This is a genomic window from Niveispirillum sp. FG156 (genome assembly GCF_057809555.1).
Window position 1 is genome coordinate 47493 of record NZ_JBMDKE010000020.1, and the last position, 23033, is coordinate 70525.

The following is a 23033-nucleotide window of genomic DNA, read 5'->3' on the forward strand; positions in this document are numbered from 1 at the left end:
ATCGCGCGCTTGCAGGATTGTTCATGATGTGTTCACCTTGGTGGCGGGCGATGCCAGGAGGACGAACCATGTCGGGCAAACCGGTGCTGTACGGGGCCAGGGGCTGTGGCTCCGCCGTTGTGGAGGCGGGCTTCATCCTAGCGGGTGAGGGTTACGATTATGTGGAGGCCAGCCCGTGGGAGCCGTCGGACGGGCTGACGGCGCTGAAAGCCATCAACCCGCTGGTGCAGGTGCCGACCCTGGTCCTGCCCGATCACACCGTCATGACGGAATCGGTGGCCATGCTGCTATGGCTGATGGACCGGCATCCGGGCCGGCTGGGTCCGGGGCCTAGTGATCCGGCGCGGGCATCGTTCCTGCGCTGGCTGGTCTATCTGCCCGCCGCCATCTATCCCATGTATACGGTGCGCGATTTCGTGGATCAGTTTGTCTCGGGGGAGAAGGCGACGGGGGAACTGAAACAATCCACCGTCAACCGTATCCTGCTCTGCTGGAAGAATATGGAAGCCGCGTTGAAGCCGGCGCCGGGGGCGTGGCTGCTGGACACGCCGGACCTGACGGCGCTTGACCTTTATATCTGCATGATGACCCGCTGGACGCCCCGACGCGACGCCATCCGGGTCGTGGCGCCGGGCATCGTGGCCGTGGCTGAGCGTGTGGACCATGATCCGCGCGTGGTGGCGCTTTGGCGGCGGCACTTCCCGGATGCGTATAAGGATCTGTAACGCTAGACGTCAGTCCCTGTCCGGTGCCCCCAAGGGGAACAGGTGCCGGTATGGCCGCCCGCCCTCCACGGCATTCATCACCGATGGCCGGGCCAGCAAGCGAGTGCGGTAGGCGCGCAGGGCCGTGTAGCTATCGGCAATAGGGTGGGTCCAGTCGGCATAGAACAGCGCCGGGGCGGCAGCGCAGTCGGCCATGCTGAATGTGTCACCCGCCGCCCAGGTGCGGTTTGTCAGGTGGGTCTCCAGCCACGCATAAGCACGCTCCAGTTTTCCCACCGCCATGGCCATGCCGTCGCGGCGTTTTACCGGATCACCGGTAAGGGCACCGTCCACGGCATGCTGCGCAGCGTTCATGACATGCTGATCGAAGAACCTGTCCATGAAACGCACATCCAGGGCCGCCATCGCATCATCCGGCAGCAAGGGGACGGGGCCGGGATGAGCCAGATGCAGATACTCGATAATGATGCTGGTTTCCGCCAACTGCCGGTCGCCATCGACCAACAGCGGAAATTTGCGGATCGGCCAGCGCTTCAGCCATTCCGCTGCGTTGTCGGGATGATCGGGACCAAGGCAACGGAAGTCGAACGACGTCGCATTCTCCGTCAGCGCGATCAGCACCTTCTGCGTGTAGGAGGAGAAGGGGTGACCAAACAAGACCAATGGCATGGCAGCAACTCCGGCAGAGTGACCGGTCGATGGTAGGGCAGGTTTACCCGCCAAGCAATTGACTGTCCGGGCGGAAACTCACGCCGCGAACCGCACCCAATGGCCCGGTGTCACCTCCCGCAGGTCGCCCGGCCCTTCGCAGCTTTCGCGTACCTGTGCGGCCAGGGGGGCCAGGCTGTTGCCCTCCCCGAACGGGCTGCCTACCTCCGGCACGGCGGCCAGCAGCAGTCTTGTATAGGGGTGGCGCGGGCTGTCGATCACCTGGGCCGTGGGGCCACGTTCCACGATGCGGCCCCGGAAGATGACGGCGGTTTCTTCAGCCACATAGCGGGCAGTGGCGATGTCGTGGGTGATGTAGAGCATGGCGATGCCGCGTTCCCGCTTCAAATCGCGGAACGTGTCCAGCACCGACAAGCGGATGGAGACATCCAGCATGGAGGTGGGTTCATCGGCGATTACCACCGATGGGTTGACGGCCAGCGCGCGGGCGAGGTTGACGCGCTGCCGCTGCCCGCCGCTCATCTCGTGCGGGTATTTGCGCAAGCTGATGGCCGGGTCCAGGTCCACGGCGCGCATCAGGTCGGCCACCGCGTCCCGCCGCTGTGCCGCCGACAGGTCGGGCCGGTGCAGGGCCAGAGGGCGGGTCAGATGATGTTCGACAGTGTGGGCGGGGTTCAGGGCCGCGAACGGGTCCTGAAACACCATCTGCACGGCAGACCGGTATTCCAGAACGGCCTTGCGACCCGTCAGGTTGGTGACGTCGCGCCCGGCATGGAAGATGTGGCCGGCACTGGCCGTCAGCACATGGGTCAGCAGTTTGGCACAGGTGCTTTTGCCCGACCCGCTTTCGCCCACCAACGCCAGGGCGCGGCCCGCATAAAGGCTGAAATCGGCACTATCCAGGGCGCAGAAGGACCCGAAGCGCATGGTCAGGCCGCGCGCCTCCAGCACGGGGCGGGTGCCCAGTTCCGGCAAACCGTTCATTGCGGCGTCTCCTTCATGCGGACCAGCGTTTCACCGGGTTTCGGGTGCAGGGGCGGGATGGAGGCCCAGAGGCGGCGTGTATAATCCTGCTGCGGGTCGGCGATCATGGCGGATGGGGTGGACAGTTCGATCAGCTGCCCGCGCAGCATCACGCCCACCCGGTCGCAGAACTGGCTCATCAGTGCCAGATCATGGGTGATAAACAGGACGGCGAAGCCCAGCCGGTGCCGCAGGGCCGCCACTTCTTCCAGCAACTCCCGCTGCACCACCACGTCGAGCGCGGTGGTCGGCTCGTCCATCACCACCAGTTTGGGGCGCAGGGCCAGCGCCATGGCGATGACGATACGTTGGCGCATGCCGCCGCTGAACTGATGCGGGTAATCGTCCATGCGGTCGGGTTTGATGCCGACCATCTGCAACAGGTCGGCGGTGCGGGTGCGGATATCGGCCTTCCCCGATACCCCATGCGCCTTGAACATGTCCGCGAACTGCGCCGACACGCGCAGCACGGGGTTCAGCGCATTCATGGCCGATTGCAGGACCACCGACAGGTCGCGCCAGCGCCAGGACCGCAATTGCGTGTCATTGAGCGCCAGGACATCGGTGCCGGCAAGGTTGATCGACCCGCCGGTGATGAAGGCAGGCGGTCGGTGAAGCCGGGCAATGGCAAAGGCGACGGTGCTTTTGCCGGAACCGGATTCTCCAGCCAGACCAAGTACTTCACCGGCAGAAATGTCGAAAGTAACGTTTTTGACGGCGCGGGTCAGGCCGTTGGGCGTGGCGTAATCGACACAGAGATCGCGCACGGACAGGATGGGTTCGGTCATGCCTGGCCCCCTTGGTTGGAGGTGCGGTTGGTCAGGGCGGCCAGCACCTTGGCCGGCACGCGCAGGGTGCGTAGGCGGGGATTGGCAATCTCATCCACCGCAAAATTGATCAAGGACAGGCCCGACCCGAACAGGACCAGTGCCAGACAGGGCGCCGCCATTTCCCACCACGCCCCGACCTGCAGGGCGGACGTGGATTGGGCGTGATAGAGCATGGTGCCCCAGGACACGACCATCGGGTCGCCCAACCCTAAGAACTCCATCGTCGCTTCCGTGATCACCGAATAAAGGATGGAACCGATGAAGTTGAAGCCGATGATGGAGATCAGGTTGGGCAGTAGTTCCACCGCAATGATCCGCCATGCCGGCTCGCCCAGCATCTCGGCCGCCAGGATATAGTCGCGCTGCCGCAGGGACAGGGTCTGGGCGCGGGTCACACGCGCCCCCCATCCCCAAGAGGTCAACCCGATGATCAGGGCGATGACGAACGGCCCCGTTTGTCCGATGAAGGCGGCCAGCACCAGCATCAAAGGCAGGTTGGGAATGACCAGGGAGATGTTGGTGAACAGGTTCAACACCTCATCCACCTTGCCGCCGAAATAGCCGGCGGTGACGCCGATGGCGGTGCCCAGCACCGTGACCAGCAGGCCGGCGGCAAAGCCGACAATCAGGCTGGTCTGCGTGCCATGAATGGTCTGGGACAGGACATCGCGGCCCATGCGGGTGGCGCCCATGACATGGTCGATGCCGGGCGCCTCATGCGGGCTGGCCACCCGCTGGTTGATGTCGAACGGCGCCACCAGGGGGGCGGCGAGCGCGATCAGGATAAAGAAGGCCACGATGGCAGCGCCGATGGCGGCCTTCCGGTTGGCAAGCAGGATGTTGAGCAGGCCGCGCATGGATCAGCCCTTCCGCAGACGGGGGTCGAGGGCGACGTAAAGCACGTCGGCGATGAAATTGGCTGTCAGCATGGCCAGCGTCATGATCAGCAGCTGACCCTGGATCAGCGGGTAATCGCGCGCCGTGATCCCCTGGAACAGGGTGTAGCCCAGGCCCGGATAGTTGAAGACCACCTCCGTCACCAGCGCGCCGCCGAAGGAGGCACCGAGCGTCATGGCAAAGCTGGTGACCGTGGGCAGTAGGGCGTTGCGTGCGGCATAGGCCATGCGCAGGCGGCGGTCGGACAGGCCCTTGGCCGTGCCCAGCACGATGTAATCCTCGCCCAGCAGGTTGATCATGCTGTTGCGCATGGTGATCAGGTAGCCGCCGACCTGCGCCAGGGCCATGGTCACGATGGGCAGAAAGGCGTGTTTAAAGATTGAGCAGAAGAATTCCAGGGTGAAGCCGGGATCGATCTCCGGCTCATACGCGTACCCGGTCGGGAAGACCGGCCAGTGGATGGCGAAGACGAACAAGGCCAGCAGTGAGGTGACCAGCGGCGGCATGGCCTGCATCATCAGGGCGATGGGCGCGCCGATACTGTCGAACGACCCGCCGCGCCGCCAGGCGGCCAGAATGCCGGCCAGCGACCCGATGGCAAAGGCGATCAGCGAGGAGGTAAGCACCAGCATCAAGGTCCAGGGCAGAGCCCGCAACAGCACCTCATTCACCGTCAGCGGGTGGAACTTCACCGACAGGCCCAGGTCCCAGGTGAACACGCTTTTCAGGTACGTGACGAACTGTGCCGGCCAGGGCTGGTCGATGAAGCCGAAGGTCTCCTTCAGCGCGGCCAGCGCCTCGGGCGGCAGGGTGCCGCCCGCCTGGGCGAACATGATGTCGACCGGATTACCGGGCATCAGACGCGGGATCAGGAAATTGAACGTCGCGGCGACAATGAAGGCGGCGACATAGAATCCGACCCGGCGGAGAAGGAAGGCCATGGGGGGTCCTCTCCCGAAACCGAAGATCTGAAGGAAAACAGGTTGTGGTGTGGTTCGATGAGGGGCGATGGCCCCTATGGATCAGCCGCCGCCATTCACCGGCTCCAGCGCCAGCAGATGCAGCAGCCGTTCCGGCGTGCCATCGAACACATCGGGCCGGGCCACCGGATTATCGGCGTTGAACCAGCCCTTGAAGCGTTTTGTGTTGTACTCGTACCAGATCGGATTGCTGAACAGCGGCACATAGGGCGTGTTGGCGGCCAGGATCATCTGCACCTTATCCATGGCCCGGCGCTGTTCATCCGGGTCGATGGTGGCGACAAAGGCATCCAGGGCGGCGTTCAGTTCCGGATTGTTGAACCGCGTCGGCGCGGTCCGCGTCTTGCCGGAGAAACGGGCATGGAAGCCGGTGTCGAAGGACCGGTGCGGCGTCTCACCCGTGAAATAGCCATTGATAGCCATGTCGTAATCGCCCTGGATCAGCTTCTGCGCCCAGGAGGCGGGTTCGGGCGTGGAGACGCGGACATTGATGCCGATGGCGTTCAGCCCCTCCACCACCAGCTGGGTGGTGTTGACCCAGTCGGTCCAGCCATTGGGGGCCAGGATGTCGAAGCGGATGGGCTTGCCATCGGGATTATCGACATAGCCGTCGCCATCCACGTCGCGAAAGCCGCTTTCGGCCAGCAGCGCGCGGGCGCCATCCTTGTCGTACTTCGCGAACTTGCCGAATTGGCGTTCGGCATCCTGGTTCACCCAGTCCTGGTATAGACGGCCCAGGCCCGACGCATATTCGTTGACGATGGGATAGCCATAGCCCGCGATATCCACGATGGCGCGGCGGTCCATTGCCATGCTGACGGCCCGCCGGAAATTCACATTGCGGAAGGCGGCGCGGTTGCCCGGATTGGGGCTGTCGAAATTGAAATTCACGGCGACCGTACCGCCGGGCGGGAACCAGTAGCGGTGATGCACGGGATCGGCGGCGACATAGGTGCGCTCAATATCCGGCATGAAGGCGCCGAACCAGTCCAGCTTGCCATTGCGGGCGGCGGCCAGAAGCTGTTCGTTGTTGCCGATCTGCGGGAAGGACAGGCAGTCAACCTTCAGGCTGGCCGCATCCCAGTAATGGGGGTTCCGGCACTGCACATAAAGCTGGTTGGTGAAGCGCCGCACCTCCGTCATCGGGCCGGTGCCCACGGGATCGGGGTTGGTGAAGGTGACGGGGTCCGCCACCTTCGACCAGACATGCTTGGGCACCACGGGGATGCGGGCCAGTTCGAACAGGCTGTTGGCGTTCACGCGCTTCAGCGTGAAGATCACGGTATGGGCATCCGGTGCCTCCACGGCGGCCAGCCGTTCCCAGATATCCAGCGTGTCCAGCGCCTTGAAGCGCTTGAACATCTCATACGTGAAGACGACATCCTGCGCCGTGAAGGGCTGTCCATCGGACCAGAGCACGCCGTCACGCAGCGTGAAGGTCAGCTTCAACAGGTCCTTGGAGAAATCGTACCCCGTCGCCAGCCGATAATGCGGGCGGCCATTATGGAGGGTGTTGAAGATGATCAGGGGTTCGTAGGCGAATTCCCGCGCGCTGTAGAGACGCGTGGTTTCGTTATACGGGTTGAAGTTGCGCACCCAGCCGGTGGAGAAATTGGCCACGACCGTCAGCGTGGACGGGTTGTCCAGCGGGGCGGCCTGGGCCATCGCCTCTGTTGTGCCCGCTGCGGCTGGCAGCAGTGCCGCCAGCGCGGCAAGGTTGCGGAAGAACTTCATCCCGTTGACCCCTGTTGTCCCGGCCGGCCCCCTTGTTTCGGGCCTGTTCCGTTTGCACGACTGTCGGGCAGACATACCCGGCAGGGCTACACTCAACTTCGTTGATTTCGTCGTTCACCGCCATTATCGGCGGGGATTTTGCTGCAAATGGACGGATTGTTACCCGAAATTTTGTGTGTGTTGAATATTTCAATCCAGAATGGGAGCGGTGGCGATCTTCTCTTTTCGTCATCCCGGCGAAAGCCGGGACCCAGCGTAGAGCGGCGTCTGCCGCGATAAGAGTCATGTCGGCGCTGACCGCGCCTCACGCTGAGTCCCGGCTTCCGCCGGGTTGACGTTAGGGATTATCGGGCTTCACCCAACAGCATCCGGATCTCTTCCAGCGCCGCGTCGACATCAACCATGGCGCCAGGCGGCGGCAGGTGGCGGGAGAGGCGCGCGGCGGCAGCATTGGTCAGCGGCTTCACGGAGGCGGCAATGGGGGTCCATTCATCCACGTCGCCATGGCTGGACAGGACGATATCCACACCCGCCCCCTGCACCGCGGCGGCCCGTTCGGCCAGGGTTCCCCCTAAGCTTTCCATATAGATGCAGTCGGAGATCAGGACGCCGTCAAAGCCGATCCGGTCGCGGATGATCGTCTGTACCGCATCCTTTGAAATGGTGGCGGGGTTCTGCGCATCGACGCCCGTATAGACGACATGGGCGACCATGGCCCAGGGGGCCGTGCGATTCAGGCGGGCAAAGGGCAGGAAATCGGTACGGTCCAGCTCCGACAGGTCGGTATCGACAAAGGGCCGATCCTTGTGGCTGTCGACCAGGGCGCGGCCATGTCCGGGGATATGCTTGATGATGGGCGTGACGCCCACCGATGCCATGCCATCCATGAAGGCGCGGGCCAGAATGGTCACCACCTCCGGGTCGCTGCCAAAGGCGCGTTCGCCGATGACGGGGTCGGCACCGGCCACCGGCACATCGGCCAGCGGCGCGCAATCGACCGTAACCCCATGCTGGCGCAGCAGGCTGCCGATGGCGGCCCCGTTCAGACGGGTGGCGCGCAGGCCCGCCAGCGCGTCCTTTGCATAGAGACGGCCAAAGGCGGCGGGGGCGGGGAAGGCGGGCCAGACGGGCGGTTCCATCCGCTGATGCTCGCCACCTTCGAAATCGATCAGGATGGGGGCATCTTCGCGGCCCACGGCATTGCGGAAATCATCGCACAGACGGCGCACCTGATCCGGGCTTTCGCAATTTCGCTTGAACAGGATCAGGCCCAGCGGGTTCGCGTCGCGGTAGAATGCCTTCTGATCGGCGTTCAGAACCGGATCGGGGGCGCCAAAAATGACGGCCAGGGGCCGCGACGGGGCGAAGGAAGCCATGATGCCATGCCTTGCGGTGATGTCCGGGGAAGGGGCCCTGGCCGCGACTGTTGCGCGGAAATCCCAGGCTCCGCGCAAAGCCTTGATACGCCCCACCGATCCGATCAAGCCCTCCTTGCCGGATCAACGAAATTGACGGTATGGTGACGGGCATGTGCGGGGGATGCGCTATAAGTCCCTGGTGAACACACCGAAACCATAGAACAGCACAATGCGCGGTAAAGACGCCAGGGGGCATGCAAGGTGGGATTTTCCAGACCCGATGTAAAGGCGGCCCTCAAACTTGGCGGACCCCTTGTCGCTGTGCTGGTGGCCGCGCTGTTTTTCCTGTCCCTGGCCGTGGATGACAAGGTCGATATTCAGATCGACAATGCCAACCGCAGCGTTGAACGGGAATTGACGACGCTGGTCCAGAATGCCCGCAGCCAAAGCTCGGCCTTCGCTTCCACCAGTTTCATCGGCTATTCGGTCGGTCGCTATTACGGCTTTGCCTCGGCCTTTCAACAGATCTCGCCCGATCCGGAACGGGCGGCGGCCATCCTGCGCGCGACATATCCGCCAGGGGACGCGCCGCCATCGGAAATTCCGGCGGCGCTAACGGCCTATGCCGCTGTTCATGACCGGTTCCATGCCAGTTTCCGCGATCTTCTGGCCTCCACCGTCTTTGACGATCTCTACCTGATCGACCGGTTCGGGCGCGTTGTCTATTCCTTGCGCAAGGATGCTGCCTTCGGCGCCGATCTGGCCGCCGCGCGTCAGCGGGAATCGGCGTTGGGCACGCTGTTCCGGGAGGTGATGGGCCGGTTGCCGCAGGCACAGACGCCCGAACAGGTCATGGTGCTGACCCAGCCCCTGCCGCTGGATCAGGGGCATGGCATGCTGCTGGGCCGGCCCGTGGTGCGGCATGGCACCGTCGAAGGCGTCGTCGTCTTCCGTGTTCCCATCGGCAAGGTTCAGGAGCGGCTGGCCCGCCTGACCCAGGACGGGATCGGATTCGCCCTGCTGGATGGTGCCGGCAATATGGTGACCAGCGCGCCTGCCGGGGAACAGCTGAAAGGCTGGGCCCGGCAGGAGGCGCGCGTTCTGGAAGATGGCGGCTGGCGCTATGTCGTGCTGTCCGACGCGGCCAAACTGGCGGGCGGACTCAACTATATAAGGTGGCTGCTGCTGCTGGCCGGCTTTGTCGCCATCACCTTGTTCATGAAGGCTTTTCGGGAACCGGCCCCGGCCACGGATGCCGGGGGCTTCGTGCCGGTCGGTCCATCCGCCCCGCTGGATGTGGCGCCGCCCGTGCCCGTACCCGCCGCTCCCGCTGAACGGCCAGAAACCCCGGTAGCCCCATCCCCGCCGGTCGCCGCCCCCGTGGCGGAGGAACCCGAGCATCATGATCACGCGGATGAGGGCGATCATGCCGCCGCCCTGGACGCCGACGAAGGCTATCGCCGCTGTCTGGTCGATGTCATGACGCTGGCCCTTGATTACTGGCAGAAGGCCAAGCGCAAGGGGAAGATTGAGCTGGCGGAGGAAAGCGGGCTGTGGCGTGTCTATATGGACCGGTCATCGTTGCAGACCCGCACGCTGGATAAATATCTGCTGGTTGAGACGCTGCCCCGCAACCCGCGCTGGCGTGATGTGGTGCGCACCGCCGAATATGTGCTGCGCCATTGTGGGGAGCCGCAGGGTGAACGCGAGACGCTGTCGGTAGCGCTGGGCCGCCTGAAACAACATTTGCGTCAGGCCGAGAGGGTCTGATCCACCGGTTACGTCCCCAGGGAGCCGAACAGAATGTCCCGCCCGCCGATTTCCAAGATTCTGTACCCCAAGGATCCCTATGAAGGGTTCGATTATCAGGCCTATCCCCTTGATATCCAAGGGTGGGGGGCGGAGAATCTATTGTTCCAGCATCTGATCGTCACGCACCGGCCCCAGACCATTATCGAGGTCGGTACCTGGAAGGGGCGGTCCGCTGTCACCATGGCGGGATTCCTGAAGCAGTTGGGCATTCAGGGAGAGATTGTTTGTGTGGATACGTTCCTGGGCTCTGTCGAGCTATGGAGCCACCCGGTATGGTATGAAATGCTCAATCATAAGCATGGGTACCCGACGCTTTATTATCAGTTTCTGGCGAATGTCTGCCATATGGGTTTCCAGGATTACATCACCCCCTTCCCGATCAGTAGTGATGCGGCTGTCCAGTATTTGAAGCAGAAGGGTGTTCAGGCCGATCTGATCTATATCGATGCGGGCCACAGCTATAAAGAGGCGTTCAACGATATCGATCAGTACTGGCCCCTTGTGCGTCCGGGTGGCATTTTGCTGGGGGATGATTTTATAGCGCCCGAGGTTTATCGCGCCGTTATCGACTTCGCCAAGATCAACGTCCTGCCGCTGCAGTACTATCAGGAAAAGTATTTTTTCACCAAAGTCTGACCGTGGCGCACCGGCAGGTTGCCGCCCCGATTTGTCAGCCTATTCGTGAAGGTCGCCCCATATGTCCCGGCCCCCAATCTCCCAACTGATTCACGCCCTCGACCCCTATGATGGCTTCGACTATCAGGCCTACCCCGAGGACGTTCAGGGGTGGGGGGAGATCAGCGAGATTTTTGCCCACGCCATCATCACCTATCGTCCCAAAACCATTCTGGAGGTTGGGACGTGGAAGGGGAGAACCGCGATATCGATGGCCACCATCCTGAAACATTTGGGAATGGAAGGCGAGATTATCTGCATCGATACGTTTCTGGGCTCAATCGAACATTGGCTCGATCCCATGTATCTGAAGATGCTTAATCAAAAGAATGGTTATCCAACCCTTTACTATCAATTCCTTGCCAATGTCTGCCACACGGGCAATCAGAAGATCATCACGCCGTTCCCGACCACCAGCGACAATGCAGCCCAATTCTTTGTCCATAAGGGCATCCAGGTGGACATGGTTTATATCGATGCGGGGCACAGCTACGACGACGTGCTGCGTGATCTGAACCATTATTGGCCATTGATCAGGCAGGGTGGCGTCCTTGTTGGGGATGATTTCAGCGACGATTGGCCCGGCGTCATCCAGGCGGTAATCGATTTTGCCAAGGCAAACGCGCTGCCACTGCGGCGTTACAAGGATAAGTACATGTTCCCGAAATGACCCCAGGCCGTCCTCCCGGCTTGCCATGTCGGGACGAATGATTGGCCGCAACTGGGTCGAATCGAGCTACAGGGTGTAATGTTACAGTTTTTGATGGCGTTTAGAAACAAAATTCCGTCTTTTTCCGTCATTTTCGGCGTTCTGCCGGAACCGACCTTTCGGAAATCCCGCATTCCGCTTTCCTGAAGCCCACCAGCCGGGAGCAACCCGACGCGTTCGGGGACCCCGCAACGGAAATCGTGCCAGCGACAGCGCCAAGGCACGGGGAACAGGGCTTACGAGGAGGCAAAGGTCATGCAGTTCAAGAAAATGCTCATGCGGGGTACCGCCAGCGCGATCGCCATGATGGCCATCGCTGCGACGGCGCAGGCGCAGAGCGCTCCGGCGGCGGAAGGCACGCTGGACGAGATCGTCGTTACCGGCATCCGCGCCAGTCTGGTGCAGTCGATCAATACCAAGCGTTTCGCCGACGCCATCGTCGACGCCATCTCCGCCGAGGATATCGGCAAGTTCCCCGATAAGAACGTCGCTGAATCGCTGTCCCACCTGCCAGGCGTGCAGATCGACCGTGATTTCGGTGAAGGCGAGCGTGTGGCCATCCGTGGCACCGACCCGGCCCTGAACCGCACCCTGCTGAATGGCCAGACCGTTGCCTCGACCGACTGGTTCATCCTGGATGCGCCGGGCCGTACCTTCAACTATTCCATGCTGCCGCCCGAAGTGGTGGGCCAGCTGGAAGTCTACAAGTCGCCGGAAGCCCGCATCGACGAAGGCTCCATCGGCGGCACCGTGATCCTGCATACCCGCCGTCCGCTGGACCTGAAGCCGCTGGCCATCAATGCCTCGCTGGAATACGGCTATAATGACCGTGCCAAGGAGGGTTCGCCCAACGCATCCGGTCTGATCTCCTGGTCCAATGATGCCTCCACGTTTGGCATCCTGGCCTCGGTCACGCACCAGGAGCAGGACCTGCGCCGCGATGGCTTCGAGAGCTTGGGCTATCCGACCGTGACGCTGGCCAACGGCACCAAGGCGATCATGCCCAACGTGATCAACGCCGCCCTGTTCAAGCAGAAGCGCGAGCGCACCGGCGGCACGCTGGCCATCCAGGCCAAGCCCAGCGACAACCTGGAAATCAATGCCACCGGCCTTTACATGAAGGGCAAATACGACAACCTCAACCAGAGCCGGTACTACTTCAACAATTTCCGCGGGCTCCCGAATAATGCCGTCGTCAAGGATGGCGTCGTCGTCAGCGGTTCCTACACCAATGCCGGCACGCCGACGGCCGGTCTGATGCTGCTGGACGCCATCGCGCGTGAAAGCACCATCGAGACCTATGCCACCGACCTGAAGGTCGATTATACGGGCGACGCGCTGAAGGCCAGCTTCCAGGGTGGCTATACCAAGTCCACCGGCGGCACCAAGCAGCAGTTCCTGGGTGAGTTCGAGCAGCTCACCGGCTACAGCTTCGACATTTCCGGCGCCAATGGCCTGGCCTCGGTCACCCCGCAGATCGCATCGACCAGCAACCAGGGCTCCACGCTGGGCTTCGCCCAGCTGCGCCAGCAGCCGACCGCCGACGAAGAGACCTATGCCCAGGCCGACTTCACCCGCGACCTGGAACTGGGACTGCTGTCGAACGTGAAGTTCGGCGTGAAGTACCGCACGCATGAAACCAGCCAGGACGCCAAGCTGCGCCGCGTCGTGGGCGGTGCCGCCCCGCAGGATGGCTTCGTCGATGGCAGCACGCCGGGCAACTTCCTCAGCGGTTTCAACGTCAATGACACGCTGAAGAACTGGAACCAGATCGGCAGCGACAAGCTGAAGACATGGTTCCTGGGCCGTCCGGCGTCGGGCTATGTCGACAGCGCCTATTTCGACTATCTGCCCTCGCAGTTCAAGGTGTCGGAAGACATCTGGGCCGGCTATGCCCAGCTGGGCTTCGAGGCAGACGGTTTCCGCGGCAATGCCGGTGTCCGTTACGTCCATACCGACCAGACCTCCGAAGGCCGCCGCGACCGTCTGGGCGGTCAGTTCGGTCCGCCGGTGGCCCCGGCCTCGCAGATCGAAGCGATCAAGCTCAACAAGTCCTATGATGACTTCCTGCCCAACATCAACCTGACCTTCGATCTGGACCCCAAGACGGTTCTGCGCCTGTCCGGCTCGCGAGTCATGGCGCGTGCCAACTACGCCGACCTGTCCACCTTCCTGGAAACCAACAACACCCTGCACACGGCCAATGGCGGCAATCCGAACCTGGACCCGTACCGCGCCAACAATTTCGACGCCTCGATCGAATATTATCTCGACAAGGTGTCGCTGCTGTCGGCCACGCTGTTCTACAAGGATATCGGTTCCTACATCTATCGTGCCACGGGCACGGAGATGCTGATCAACACCGATACCAATCCGCTGACCAACCCCGGCGGCACCACCGTTCCGCAGGCCTTTGAGGTCAGCCGTCCGCGCAATGGCGGTTCGGCGGAGATCAAGGGCATCGAACTGGCCTATCGCGGCGACGTTTACGAGAATTTCGGTATCGAAGCCTCGTACACCTATGCCGACAGCGAGACGGCTGACGCCTCCGTGGCCCTGCCGTTCAGCTCCAAGCATTCCTTCACGCTGACGCCTTACTATGAAGACGAGATGTTCAGCGCGCGGGTCACTTACAGCTATCGTTCCAAGTATTTCCGCGAGGTCAATCGCGCCACGTCGGTGATTAATGACAGCTATAACCAGCTGGACGCATCGCTGACCGTGAACCTGACCGAGCAGGTCGCCGTCACGGCCCAGGCACAGAACCTGCTGGACGAGATGCAGTATCAGTATGTCGGCAGCAAGAACGTTCCGTTCGCCGCCTACAAGAACGGCCGCCGCTTCTTCGGTGGCGTCCGCTTCTCCTACTAAGTGTTTTTGTGAGGAGGGGGCCTCCGGGTTTCGCGGCCCCCTTCGGTTCCTCTCTCCCTTATGAGGTATCTCCCGACTTGTCCCGGCCATCCGCAAGGGTGGTCGGGTTTTTGTCGTTGGGAGTGGAGTTGCCCTCACCCTCCCAAGCCTTGGCAGGCTTGGGCCCCTCCCTCTCCCACGTTCGTGGGCGAGGGGCGAAATTCTACCCTCGCTCGCTTGCGGGAGAGGGAGGGGCCCGAACGCGTCAGCGTTGGGGAGGGTGAGGGAGCCACGCTAACCCTCAGTGCGACCCCCCCTCCAGATACGCCGCCCGCACCTCCGGGTTGGCCAGCAACTCCGCCCCGCCGCCTTCCAGCACCACCTGACCCTGGGCCAGCACATAGGCGCGGTGGGCCAGTTTCAGGGCGTGGTAGGCGTTCTGTTCGACCAGCAGGATGGTCATGCCGCGCGTCTTGTTCAGGTCGGCGATGACATCGAAGATGCGGCGGATGATCAGGGGGGCCAGACCCAGCGACGGTTCATCCAGCAGCAGCAGGCGCGGCCGGCTCATCAACGCGCGGGAGATGGCCAGCATCTGCTGTTCCCCACCCGACAATGTGCCCGCCCGCTGATCCCGGCGCTTGGCCAGGATGGGGAACAGGTCCAGGCACCAGGCGGCGTCTTCGTCGAAATGCTCAGGCTTGCCCAGGGTGGCACCCAGTTGCAGGTTCTCGAACACCGTCATGCGTGGGAAAATACGCCGCCCCTCCGGCACCTGCGCGATGCCCAGCTTCGCCGTCTCATGCGGGGGCAGATCATTGATGATCTGACCGTCGAAGATGATGCTGCCCGATGCCGGTTTCGGCTGACCACAGATGGTCATCAGCAGGGTGGATTTGCCAGCACCATTGGCACCGATCAGGGTGACGATCTCCCCCTGATCGACATGCACATCGACGCCGCGCAGCGCCTCGATAGGGCCGTAATTGGTACGGACCCCTGTCAGTTGCAGCAGGCTCATGCCCGGCCTCCTTCCTGTCCGGCCACGTCCTCGGCGACGATGGCGGGCAGTTCCTCTTCATCCGGCTCGCCCAGATAGGCCTTGATCACGCGCTCATCGCTGCGGATCTGTTCTGGCGTGCCCTCGGCGATCTTGCGGCCATATTCGACCACATGGATGCGGTCGGAGATGCCCATGACCAGCCCCATATCATGTTCGATCAGCAGGATGCCGATCCCGAACTGTTCGCGGATGCCCTGGAGCAGCTCCCCCAGCACGCCCGTTTCCTTGGGGTTCAGGCCAGCAGCGGGTTCGTCCAGGCACAGCAGCAGCGGGTTGGTGTTCATGGCGCGGGCGATTTCCACCCGGCGCTGAACGCCATAGGAAAGGTTGCCCGCCTCCTCATCCGCGACCGATGTCAGGTCCAGGCGTTCGATCCAGAAACGGGCGCGGTCGATGGCTTCCTTTTCCGCCGCACGCCAGCCCTTCAGGCCGATCAGGCCCGCCACCCCGAACGCCGCCTTCTTCATCAGCCCCACATGCTGGGCCACCAACAGGTTTTCCAGCACGGTCATGCGCGGGAACAGGCGGATATTCTGAAAGGTACGAACCACGCCGTGACGCGACACCTGATAGCCCGGCAGGGACTGCAGCGATACGGGCGCATGGTCCGGGCGGTTCAGGGTCAGTTCGCCCGATGTCGGCTTATAAAAGCCGGTCAGGCAGTTGAAGATCGTGGTCTTGCCCGCCCCGTTGGGGCCGATCAGGGCCGTGATCTTGTTGGTTTCAGCCGTCAGGTTGACGCCATCGACGGCCACCAGACCGCCGAAACGCATGGTCAGGCCCGTGACGGACAGCAAAGGCGCGTTCATGCCGCGTCTCCCTTCTGGCTGGACAGGCGGATGGTGGGCACGCGCTGTGACAGCAATCCGCCGGGACGCCAGACCATAATGGCGATCATGGCAATGCCGAACACGATCATGCGGAAATCAGCAAACTCACGGCCCACTTCCGGCAGCAGCACGATAAACAGGGCCGCGATGACCACACCGATCTGGCTGCCCAACCCGCCCAGCACCACAATGGCCAGGATCAGGGCGCTTTCCATGAAGGTGAAGCTTTCCGGGGACACGAAGCCCTGGCGGGCCGCGAAGAAGCAACCGGCAAAACCGCCCAACATGCCGCCGACCGCATAGGCCGACACTTTGGAGGCCACCGGATTGATGCCGAGCGAGCGACAGGCGATCTCATCCTCGCGCAGCGCTTCCCAGGCGCGACCGATGGGCAGGGCACGCAGACGCTTGATCACCCAGGCGGCGGCCAGCACCAGCGTCAGCGCGATCATGTAAAGAAACATCAGCCGGTGTTCGGTGGCGAAGCTGATGCCGGTCACTTCGTGGAAGCTGATCAGGCCGTCGGGCGGGCGCCTGTCGAAGGACAGGCCGAACAGCGAGGGGCGGGGAATGCCGGAAATGCCGGCGGGACCCCCGGTGAAGCTCTGCCAGTTCAGGATGACGATGCGGGTGATCTCGCCAAAACCCAGGGTGACGATGGCCAGATAATCACCGCGCAGGCGCAAGATGGGCATCGACAGCAGGGCCCCGAACAGGGCCGCGATCAAACCCGACAGCGGCAGGCAGACCCAGAAGCCCCAGCCGAGCGTCGTGGACAGGATGGCGAAACTGTAGGCGCCGATGGCGTAGAAGGCGACGAAGCCCAGGTCCAGCAAGCCCGCCAGACCGACCGTGACATTCAGACCCATGCCCAGCAGCACATAGATCAGCACGGTGGTCCCGACATCCATGATGTAGCGGTCGGAAAAGGGCATGAAGGGCAGGGTGATGGCGAACAGGGTGATGCCGATGGCGAAGCCCTTGGAGAGCTTTGCGGTCAGGGCGTCGTCACGCTTGGGCTTTGTTCCGGCGGCCAGTTTCGGTTTGGCGGCACGCCGCGCGGCCAGTGCGTCGCGCACCAGCGCCATGGCAAGACTGCCGCCCAGCACGATCAGGCCGGACCAGAAGACCCAGGGCCAGCGGGTCTGCACCACCAGCCCCTGATCGGTGGAAACGGTGTACAGGCCGATGAAGGGTACGGCCAGGACCATGGCGACAAGGCCGGCGATGATGCTGGTCTTCAGATGGTTTTGGATCGGGGTGGCCATGGCTCACACCTTCTCGATATCGGGGCGGCCCAGCAGGCCCGTGGGCCGGAAGACCAGCACCAGGATCAGCACGGAGAAGGAGGCGACATCCTTATAGGCACCAGACACATAGCCGGTGAAGAACGCCTCGATCAGGCCGATCAGCAACCCGCCCAGCATGGCGCCCGGCAGGCTGCCGATGCCGCCCAGCACGGCGGCGGTGAAGGCCTTCATGCCCGCCAGGAAGCCGATATAGAAGTCGATCACCCCGTAATACATGGTGACCAGCACCCCGGCGACGGCGGCGAGCGCCGCGCCCATGACGAAGGTCAGGCTGATGGTGCGATCGACATTGATGCCCAGCAGGCCCGCCATGGTGCGGTCCTGCTCGCACGCGCGCTGTGCCCGGCCAAGGGCGGTGCGGTTGATCATCTGCGTGAAGCCCAGCATAAGGGCCACGGTCAGCAGGATGATGAACAGCTGAATGTAGGAGACGTTCACCGCGAACCCATCGCCCTGCCACAGCGTCACGCCGCCATTCATGACAGGGGCCAGCGGCTTGGGCCGCGCACCCTGCGTCTGCATGACGTAGTTCTGAAGCAGGATCGACATGCCGATGGCGCTGATCAGCGGCGCCAGTTTCGGTGCGCCGCGCAGGGGCCGATAGGCCACCCGTTCCACCGTCCAGCCATAGGCGGCGGTAAAGGCGATGGCCATGACCAGCACCAGCAGCAGCGCCAGCGGCACCGACGTCACCCCGGCCGCCGCCAGGATGGAGAAGGTGGTGACCGCCACAAAGGCGCCGATCATATAGATCTCGCCATGGGCGAAATTGATCATGCGGATGATGCCGTACACCATCGTGTATCCGATGGCGATCAACCCATAAATGGCCCCCAGTGCCAGGCCATTGATGAGGTATTGGAGAAACGTCCCCAGCGCTGACGCGTCCATGTGCCCCCAGTCCGAATTGGCCGGCTGCCCCTTTCTCTTTGGTGGGGCTTGCACCGGCGAAGGTGCGCCACCGTAACGGAAGGGGGCGGGGGGCAGCAAGGGTGCTTGGGGGGATTTGTGCGCGGGTGCGTGGTTCCCTCACCCTCCCAAGCCTTGGCAGGCTTGGGCCCCTCCCTCTCCCACCTTCGTGGGCGAGGGGAGAAGTTTGGCCCCTCGCCCGCTTGCGGGAGAGGGAGGGGCCCGAACGCGCCAGCGTTTGGGAGGGTGAGGGAGCGTCACCCCTTAAGAACTCAACCCCTCCTCATGCACCCGCAGATGCAGCAGGGCCAAATCCAGTAGCGGCGTCGCCGCGCCATGCGCCCGCGCCCGTGCCGCCATATGGCCCAGGATATGCTCGGCTTCTGTCCGGCCACCCTTGGCCACGTCGCGGGCCATGGAGGCGTTGACCTTGCTGCCGGCATCCACGATCTGCGCGCCATATTCATCCAGCAGGGCAGGGCGGGGCGCGTACCCTTCTGCGGTAGCCACGGCGGCGCATTCGGCCAGCAGCGCCTTCATGAAATCCGTTCCTCCCGGCTGCCGGTTGATGGCCCCGACGGAGCCGCGCATCAGGCAGGTGGAACCGGCCAGCGTGGCCAGGAAGAAATATTTCTCCCACAGGTCCAGCATGATGGTGTCGGACACATGCCAGTCCACGCAGGTAGGGCGGAAAGCATCGGCCAGCGCGGTGACCGTCGCCTGTTGCGCCGCATGCCGGGCGCCGAAAACCAATTTATGGATGGTGGACAGGTGGTGGACGGTGCCCTGTTCGTCCAGCGTGATCGGCATATGGCACAGCCCGCCCATCACCCGTTCGCGCCCGAAGGCCGCATCCAGCGCCTCCATGTGACGAACCCCGTTCAGTAGCGGCATCAGGATGCTGTCGGGGCCCATCGCGGGCATGACGCTGTCGATGGCGGCGTCCATGTCCCAGGCCTTGCAGGTCAGGATCACCAGATCATAGGGCTTGCGCGCCTTGGTCACGGTCTGGGCCGGCACGCGGATATTGCCATGCGGGCTTTCCACCCGCAGCCAGTTCTCCATCAACTGCGCCTGGCGCCGGGGGCGCACCAGGAACGTGACATTGGCCCCGGCTTCCATCAGCCGCCCGCCGAAATAGCCGCCGACCCCGCCTGCGCCTAAAAACAGGATACGCATCGCTTTCTCCCCGCACATCTGCGGCGCCTTCATACCATCCGCATCGCCATCGATTCGACGGAAAATCGAGTGATATCAGGCATGGGCTGTCCTTATGGTCTGATTTTCCGCTTACCTGAATAAAGCGGCTGACAGGCCAGTCCCCGGTCCCGCGATGGTGTGTGAAGACTTTCAAGCTAAAGGGATTGTCATATCCAAGCACATGAAGGCAGACTATCCTCCGAAGATGCGTGAAGGTTTCGGCCATGGGCCGGCTTTGCGCGCCGTTGGGGCATCCAAGGCATGGGCGATGGGGACCCGGCGGCGGATTTTGGTGCTAAGGTGTGGATGAAAGCGACGTTACCGCCTGAACAGGCCGAGACGGACATCCTGCCGGAAAGCGGGACGGCGGAGACGGCTGCGGTGGCGCGCGTGCCGCTGCGTAAACGCTTGTCTTTCAAGCAGGCGCGCAACACCGCACTGGTCACCCTGATGCTGGGTCTGGTCCTGTCCACGGCCCAGATCACCATCGACCTTCTAGACATGGAACGGCAGTCCGACCAGCTGGTTCGCCAGGTCCTGTCGATCATGCGCGAGGCGGCGGCGGAGAGCGCCTATTCCTTCGACCAGGCGCTGGCCGACCGCGTCGTCACCGGTCTTTTCGAATATAAGCCCATCTACCGCGCCGTCATTCTGGAGGATTTCGGCAATCAGCTGGCCGCTCGTGAACGTCCCCAGGCGGAGGGGCAGCTGAAATGGCTGGCGGAGATGCTGCTGCCGGTGGAGAAGACCTACTCCATCCCGCTGGTGATCGAGCGGCATAACCAGAATGTCGGTGAACTGCGCGTCTCCATCGACCGGTTCCTGATTGCGCAGGAATTTTTCCGCCGGTCGGGCGTGGTTCTGTCCACGGGCATCATCTGGACGGTGGCTTTGGCCCTGATCCTGGTCGTGATGTTCTATTCCACCCTGACCAAGCCGTTCCTGCGCATGTCGTCGGCCATTGCGGAGATCAATCCGCAGCGCCCGGCCGACAAGCTTCTGTCCGTGCCCAAGCGGCATGAGGATGATGAACTGGGCCTGCTGGCCAAGACCATCAATGAGGTGCTGGTGCAGTTCGACCATTCGCTGGTCGAGCGGGTGCGCGCCGAACATGCGCTGCGGGAGCGTGAAACGCGCCTGTCCGGCATCATGGACAATGTCGCCGACGGCATCATCACCCTGGACGAGGATCTGCGCATCGAAACCATGAATAGCGCCGCCGAGGCGCTGTTCGGCTATGCCGATGGCGAGGCGGTGGGGCAGCCCTTCGTCACCCTGATCGAGGAGCGCGACTGGACCCGCGTGGCCGTGGCCCTGATGGCCTGTCTGCGCCGGTCGGAGGAGGAGCAGCGCCCCGACAATCGCGCCGAAATCCAGGGCCGCCGCCGCCAGGGCGAGGTCTTCGCCATGGCCTTCGGCGTCAGCCAGATGCGCCTAGGGGACCGCCGCACCGCCATCTGCGTGGTGCAGGACATCACGCAGCGCAAGCGTGCCGAACAGGCCCTGCGCGAGAGCGAGGAGCGGTTGAAGCTGGCCGTGCGCGCCACGCGGTCCGGCGTGTTCGACAATTCCTATACAAAGGGCACCTATTGGTGGTCGCCCGAATTCATCGAGATGCTGGGATATGACGCGGTCGACGCGATGTATGCCAACAAGCTGTTCGACGGGCTGCTGCATCCCGATGACAAGGACATGGCGCAGAACCAGATCGAGCGCTACCTGAACGGGGAGGTGGGCGATTACCTGTCGCTCTACCGCCTGCGCCACCGTGACGGGTCCTGGGTCTGGATCGAGGCGCGCGGTCAGGCCATCCGCGATGATAGCGGTCGCCCCCTGCGCTTCACGGGCACCATGACCGACGTATCGGACCGCAAGCGGTTCGAAGAACAGCTGATGTATGTCAGCACGCATGACCCGCTGACGGGCCTTCCCAACCGTACCCTGGTGCAGGACCGGTTGCAGCATGCCTTGGCCCATGCCGGGCGCAAGGGCACGGCGGTGGCCGTGCTGCTGCTGGACATTGACCGTTTCAAGCTGGTCAATGACAGTCTGGGCCATCAGGCGGGCGACAAGCTGCTGCGCGCCCTGGCGCAGCGGCTGGGTAGCTGCGTGCGGGCTGCCGATACGGTGGGCCGCTTGGGCGCGGATGAATTCCTGATCGTGGCGGAGGATCTGCCCGATCCGCAGATGGCAGCCCGCGTGGCGGAGACCATCCTGGTCAGCCTGTCGCGCCCCTTCGGCATCGACGGGCAGCAGCTGTTCGTCACCACTTCCATCGGTATCGCCCTGTTCCCGGGCGACGGGGCGGATTTCCATGCCCTGATGCGCGATGCCGACACGGCCATGCACAATGCCAAGGCGTCGGGCGGCAATGGCTACCGCTTCTTCACACCGGAAATGAACGAGGCGGCGGTGGCCCGCCTGTCACTGGAACATTCCCTGCGCGAGGCGCTGGAGCAGGGTCAGTTCTTCCTGCATTACCAGCCCAAGATCGCCATGGCCGACATGCGGGCCGTGGGCGTGGAAGCCCTGATCCGCTGGCAGCACCCGGAGATCGGCATGATCCCGCCGGGCAAGTTCATTCCGGTTGCGGAAGAAACCGGGCTGATCGTGCCGCTGGGCGAATGGGTCATGCGCGCCGCCCTGGCCCAGATCCAGGATTGGCGCCGGCGCGGCTTTGCGCCCATCCCGGTCGCGGTCAATGTCTCCGTCCGGCAGATCGCCACGCCGATGTTCGGCGAACGCGTCTTCGCGCTGTGCCAGGAATATGGCGTGCCGCCGGAACTGCTGGAGATCGAGATCACCGAAACGGCGATGATGTCCAACCTGGCCTATATCGCCGACACGCTGAACGAAATCCGGGGCCGGGGCATCCGAATCGCCATCGACGATTTCGGCACGGGCTATTCCTCGCTCTCCTATCTGCGCCGTCTGCCCATCACCACCTTGAAGGTGGACCGTTCCTTCGTCAGCGAGGCGCCGACCAATGCCGATACGGGCGCCATCGCCGCCACCATCATCGCCATGGGCCGCCAATTGGGCCTGAAGGTCGTGGCGGAGGGGATCGAGACAGAAGAGCAGCTTGAATTCCTGCGCCTGCATCATTGCGATGAGCTGCAGGGCTTCTTCTTCTCCCGACCGCTGCCGCCGGGCGATCTTGAAACCCGATTCTTGCAACCGGATGGTGTGCTGGAAGTTGCAGGTTGACGTAAACGTCACAAGGGGTTGAGAGGCATTTTCGCCATTCGCAAGTGCAAAATTACCCGTATCGCGGGAGCGTTGCCCAATAAACGGGCGTTTGACCGGAATGCCCCAAATCCGATCAAGCCATTGGAAACTGGACAAAAAATGTGTCTTTTTTGCCAGTCCGCGCATCAAACGACCCCGCCGGAGACATAACGCGCATAGAAGCCTTGACGTGCCCACATGGCGGCCTTTACGACAAGGTTACGCGAAATT

General features: G+C 63.0%; 18 protein-coding genes. 6 read left to right on the forward strand and 12 right to left on the reverse strand.

Annotated elements, in window-relative coordinates:
* Positions 1-68: 68 nt before the first annotated feature.
* Positions 69-725, forward strand: a complete 657-nt coding sequence (locus ACODSP_RS14290; protein ID WP_488966240.1) for a glutathione S-transferase — start codon at positions 69-71, stop codon at positions 723-725.
* A gap of 9 nt (positions 726-734) precedes the next feature.
* On the opposite strand, the gene ACODSP_RS14295 is transcribed toward ACODSP_RS14290, so the two are convergent.
* From ACODSP_RS14295 to ACODSP_RS14325, 7 genes are all read right to left on the reverse strand, one after another.
* The gene (locus ACODSP_RS14295; protein WP_488966241.1) at positions 735-1394 is read right to left on the reverse strand and encodes a glutathione S-transferase family protein; all 660 of its coding nucleotides are present in this window, start codon (positions 1392-1394) and stop codon (positions 735-737) included.
* A 78-nt stretch (positions 1395-1472) separates the two neighbouring features.
* Positions 1473-2378, reverse strand: a complete 906-nt coding sequence (locus ACODSP_RS14300; RefSeq protein ID WP_488966242.1) for an ABC transporter ATP-binding protein — start codon at positions 2376-2378, stop codon at positions 1473-1475.
* On the reverse strand, positions 2375-3205 hold the full coding sequence (locus tag ACODSP_RS14305; protein WP_488966243.1) for an ABC transporter ATP-binding protein: 831 nt from the start codon (positions 3203-3205) through the stop codon (positions 2375-2377). The genes ACODSP_RS14300 and ACODSP_RS14305 overlap by 4 nt, the downstream gene beginning before the upstream one ends.
* On the reverse strand, positions 3202-4104 hold the full coding sequence (locus ACODSP_RS14310) for an ABC transporter permease (RefSeq protein WP_488966244.1): 903 nt from the start codon (positions 4102-4104) through the stop codon (positions 3202-3204). The genes ACODSP_RS14305 and ACODSP_RS14310 overlap by 4 nt, the downstream gene beginning before the upstream one ends.
* Positions 4105-4107: 3 nt before the next feature.
* The gene (locus ACODSP_RS14315; protein ID WP_488966245.1) at positions 4108-5085 is read right to left on the reverse strand and encodes an ABC transporter permease; all 978 of its coding nucleotides are present in this window, start codon (positions 5083-5085) and stop codon (positions 4108-4110) included.
* A gap of 81 nt (positions 5086-5166) precedes the next feature.
* Positions 5167-6858 carry an ABC transporter substrate-binding protein gene (locus ACODSP_RS14320; RefSeq protein WP_488966246.1) on the reverse strand — a complete coding sequence of 564 codons (1692 nt, stop codon included), beginning with the start codon at positions 6856-6858 and terminating at the stop codon, positions 5167-5169.
* Between the two features lie 344 nt (positions 6859-7202).
* Positions 7203-8234, reverse strand: a complete 1032-nt coding sequence (locus tag ACODSP_RS14325) for a glycoside hydrolase family 3 N-terminal domain-containing protein (protein ID WP_488966247.1) — start codon at positions 8232-8234, stop codon at positions 7203-7205.
* 243 nt (positions 8235-8477) lie between these two features.
* Here ACODSP_RS14325 and ACODSP_RS14330 point away from each other — a divergent pair, with 243 nt between their 5' ends.
* From ACODSP_RS14330 to ACODSP_RS14345, 4 genes are all read left to right on the forward strand, one after another.
* Entirely contained in the window at positions 8478-9986 is a 1509-nt protein-coding gene (locus tag ACODSP_RS14330; RefSeq protein ID WP_488966248.1) for a hypothetical protein, read from the forward strand.
* Positions 9987-10019: 33 nt separating this feature from the next.
* Positions 10020-10664, forward strand: coding sequence for a class I SAM-dependent methyltransferase (locus ACODSP_RS14335; protein WP_488966249.1), 645 nt, complete (start codon positions 10020-10022; stop codon positions 10662-10664).
* 61 nt (positions 10665-10725) lie between these two features.
* Positions 10726-11373, forward strand: a complete 648-nt coding sequence (locus ACODSP_RS14340; protein WP_488966250.1) for a class I SAM-dependent methyltransferase — start codon at positions 10726-10728, stop codon at positions 11371-11373.
* Positions 11374-11667: 294 nt separating this feature from the next.
* Positions 11668-14283, forward strand: a complete 2616-nt coding sequence (locus ACODSP_RS14345) for a TonB-dependent receptor (protein WP_488966251.1) — start codon at positions 11668-11670, stop codon at positions 14281-14283.
* Between the two features lie 280 nt (positions 14284-14563).
* On the opposite strand, the gene ACODSP_RS14350 is transcribed toward ACODSP_RS14345, so the two are convergent.
* The 5 genes from ACODSP_RS14350 to ACODSP_RS14370 all read right to left on the reverse strand — a co-directional run bounded on the left by ACODSP_RS14350 (position 14564) and on the right by ACODSP_RS14370 (position 19553).
* Positions 14564-15277 (reverse strand): ABC transporter ATP-binding protein, encoded by a 714-nt coding sequence (locus ACODSP_RS14350; protein WP_488966289.1) that lies wholly within the window; start codon positions 15275-15277, stop codon positions 14564-14566.
* 2 nt (positions 15278-15279) lie between these two features.
* On the reverse strand, positions 15280-16134 hold the full coding sequence (livG, locus tag ACODSP_RS14355; protein WP_488966252.1) for a high-affinity branched-chain amino acid ABC transporter ATP-binding protein LivG: 855 nt from the start codon (positions 16132-16134) through the stop codon (positions 15280-15282).
* Positions 16131-17423 carry a high-affinity branched-chain amino acid ABC transporter permease LivM gene (livM, locus tag ACODSP_RS14360; protein ID WP_488966253.1) on the reverse strand — a complete coding sequence of 431 codons (1293 nt, stop codon included), beginning with the start codon at positions 17421-17423 and terminating at the stop codon, positions 16131-16133. Before livM ends, livG begins: the two co-directional genes overlap by 4 nt.
* A 3-nt stretch (positions 17424-17426) precedes the next feature.
* Positions 17427-18356 (reverse strand): ABC transporter permease subunit, encoded by a 930-nt coding sequence (locus ACODSP_RS14365; RefSeq protein ID WP_054166723.1) that lies wholly within the window; start codon positions 18354-18356, stop codon positions 17427-17429.
* Positions 18357-18638: 282 nt separating this feature from the next.
* Positions 18639-19553, reverse strand: coding sequence for a 2-dehydropantoate 2-reductase (locus tag ACODSP_RS14370; RefSeq protein WP_488966254.1), 915 nt, complete (start codon positions 19551-19553; stop codon positions 18639-18641).
* Positions 19554-19880: 327 nt separating this feature from the next.
* On the opposite strand from ACODSP_RS14370, the gene ACODSP_RS14375 reads away from it, so the two are divergent.
* On the forward strand, positions 19881-22781 hold the full coding sequence (locus ACODSP_RS14375; protein WP_488966255.1) for an EAL domain-containing protein: 2901 nt from the start codon (positions 19881-19883) through the stop codon (positions 22779-22781).
* The last annotated feature ends 252 nt before the right edge of the window (positions 22782-23033 follow it).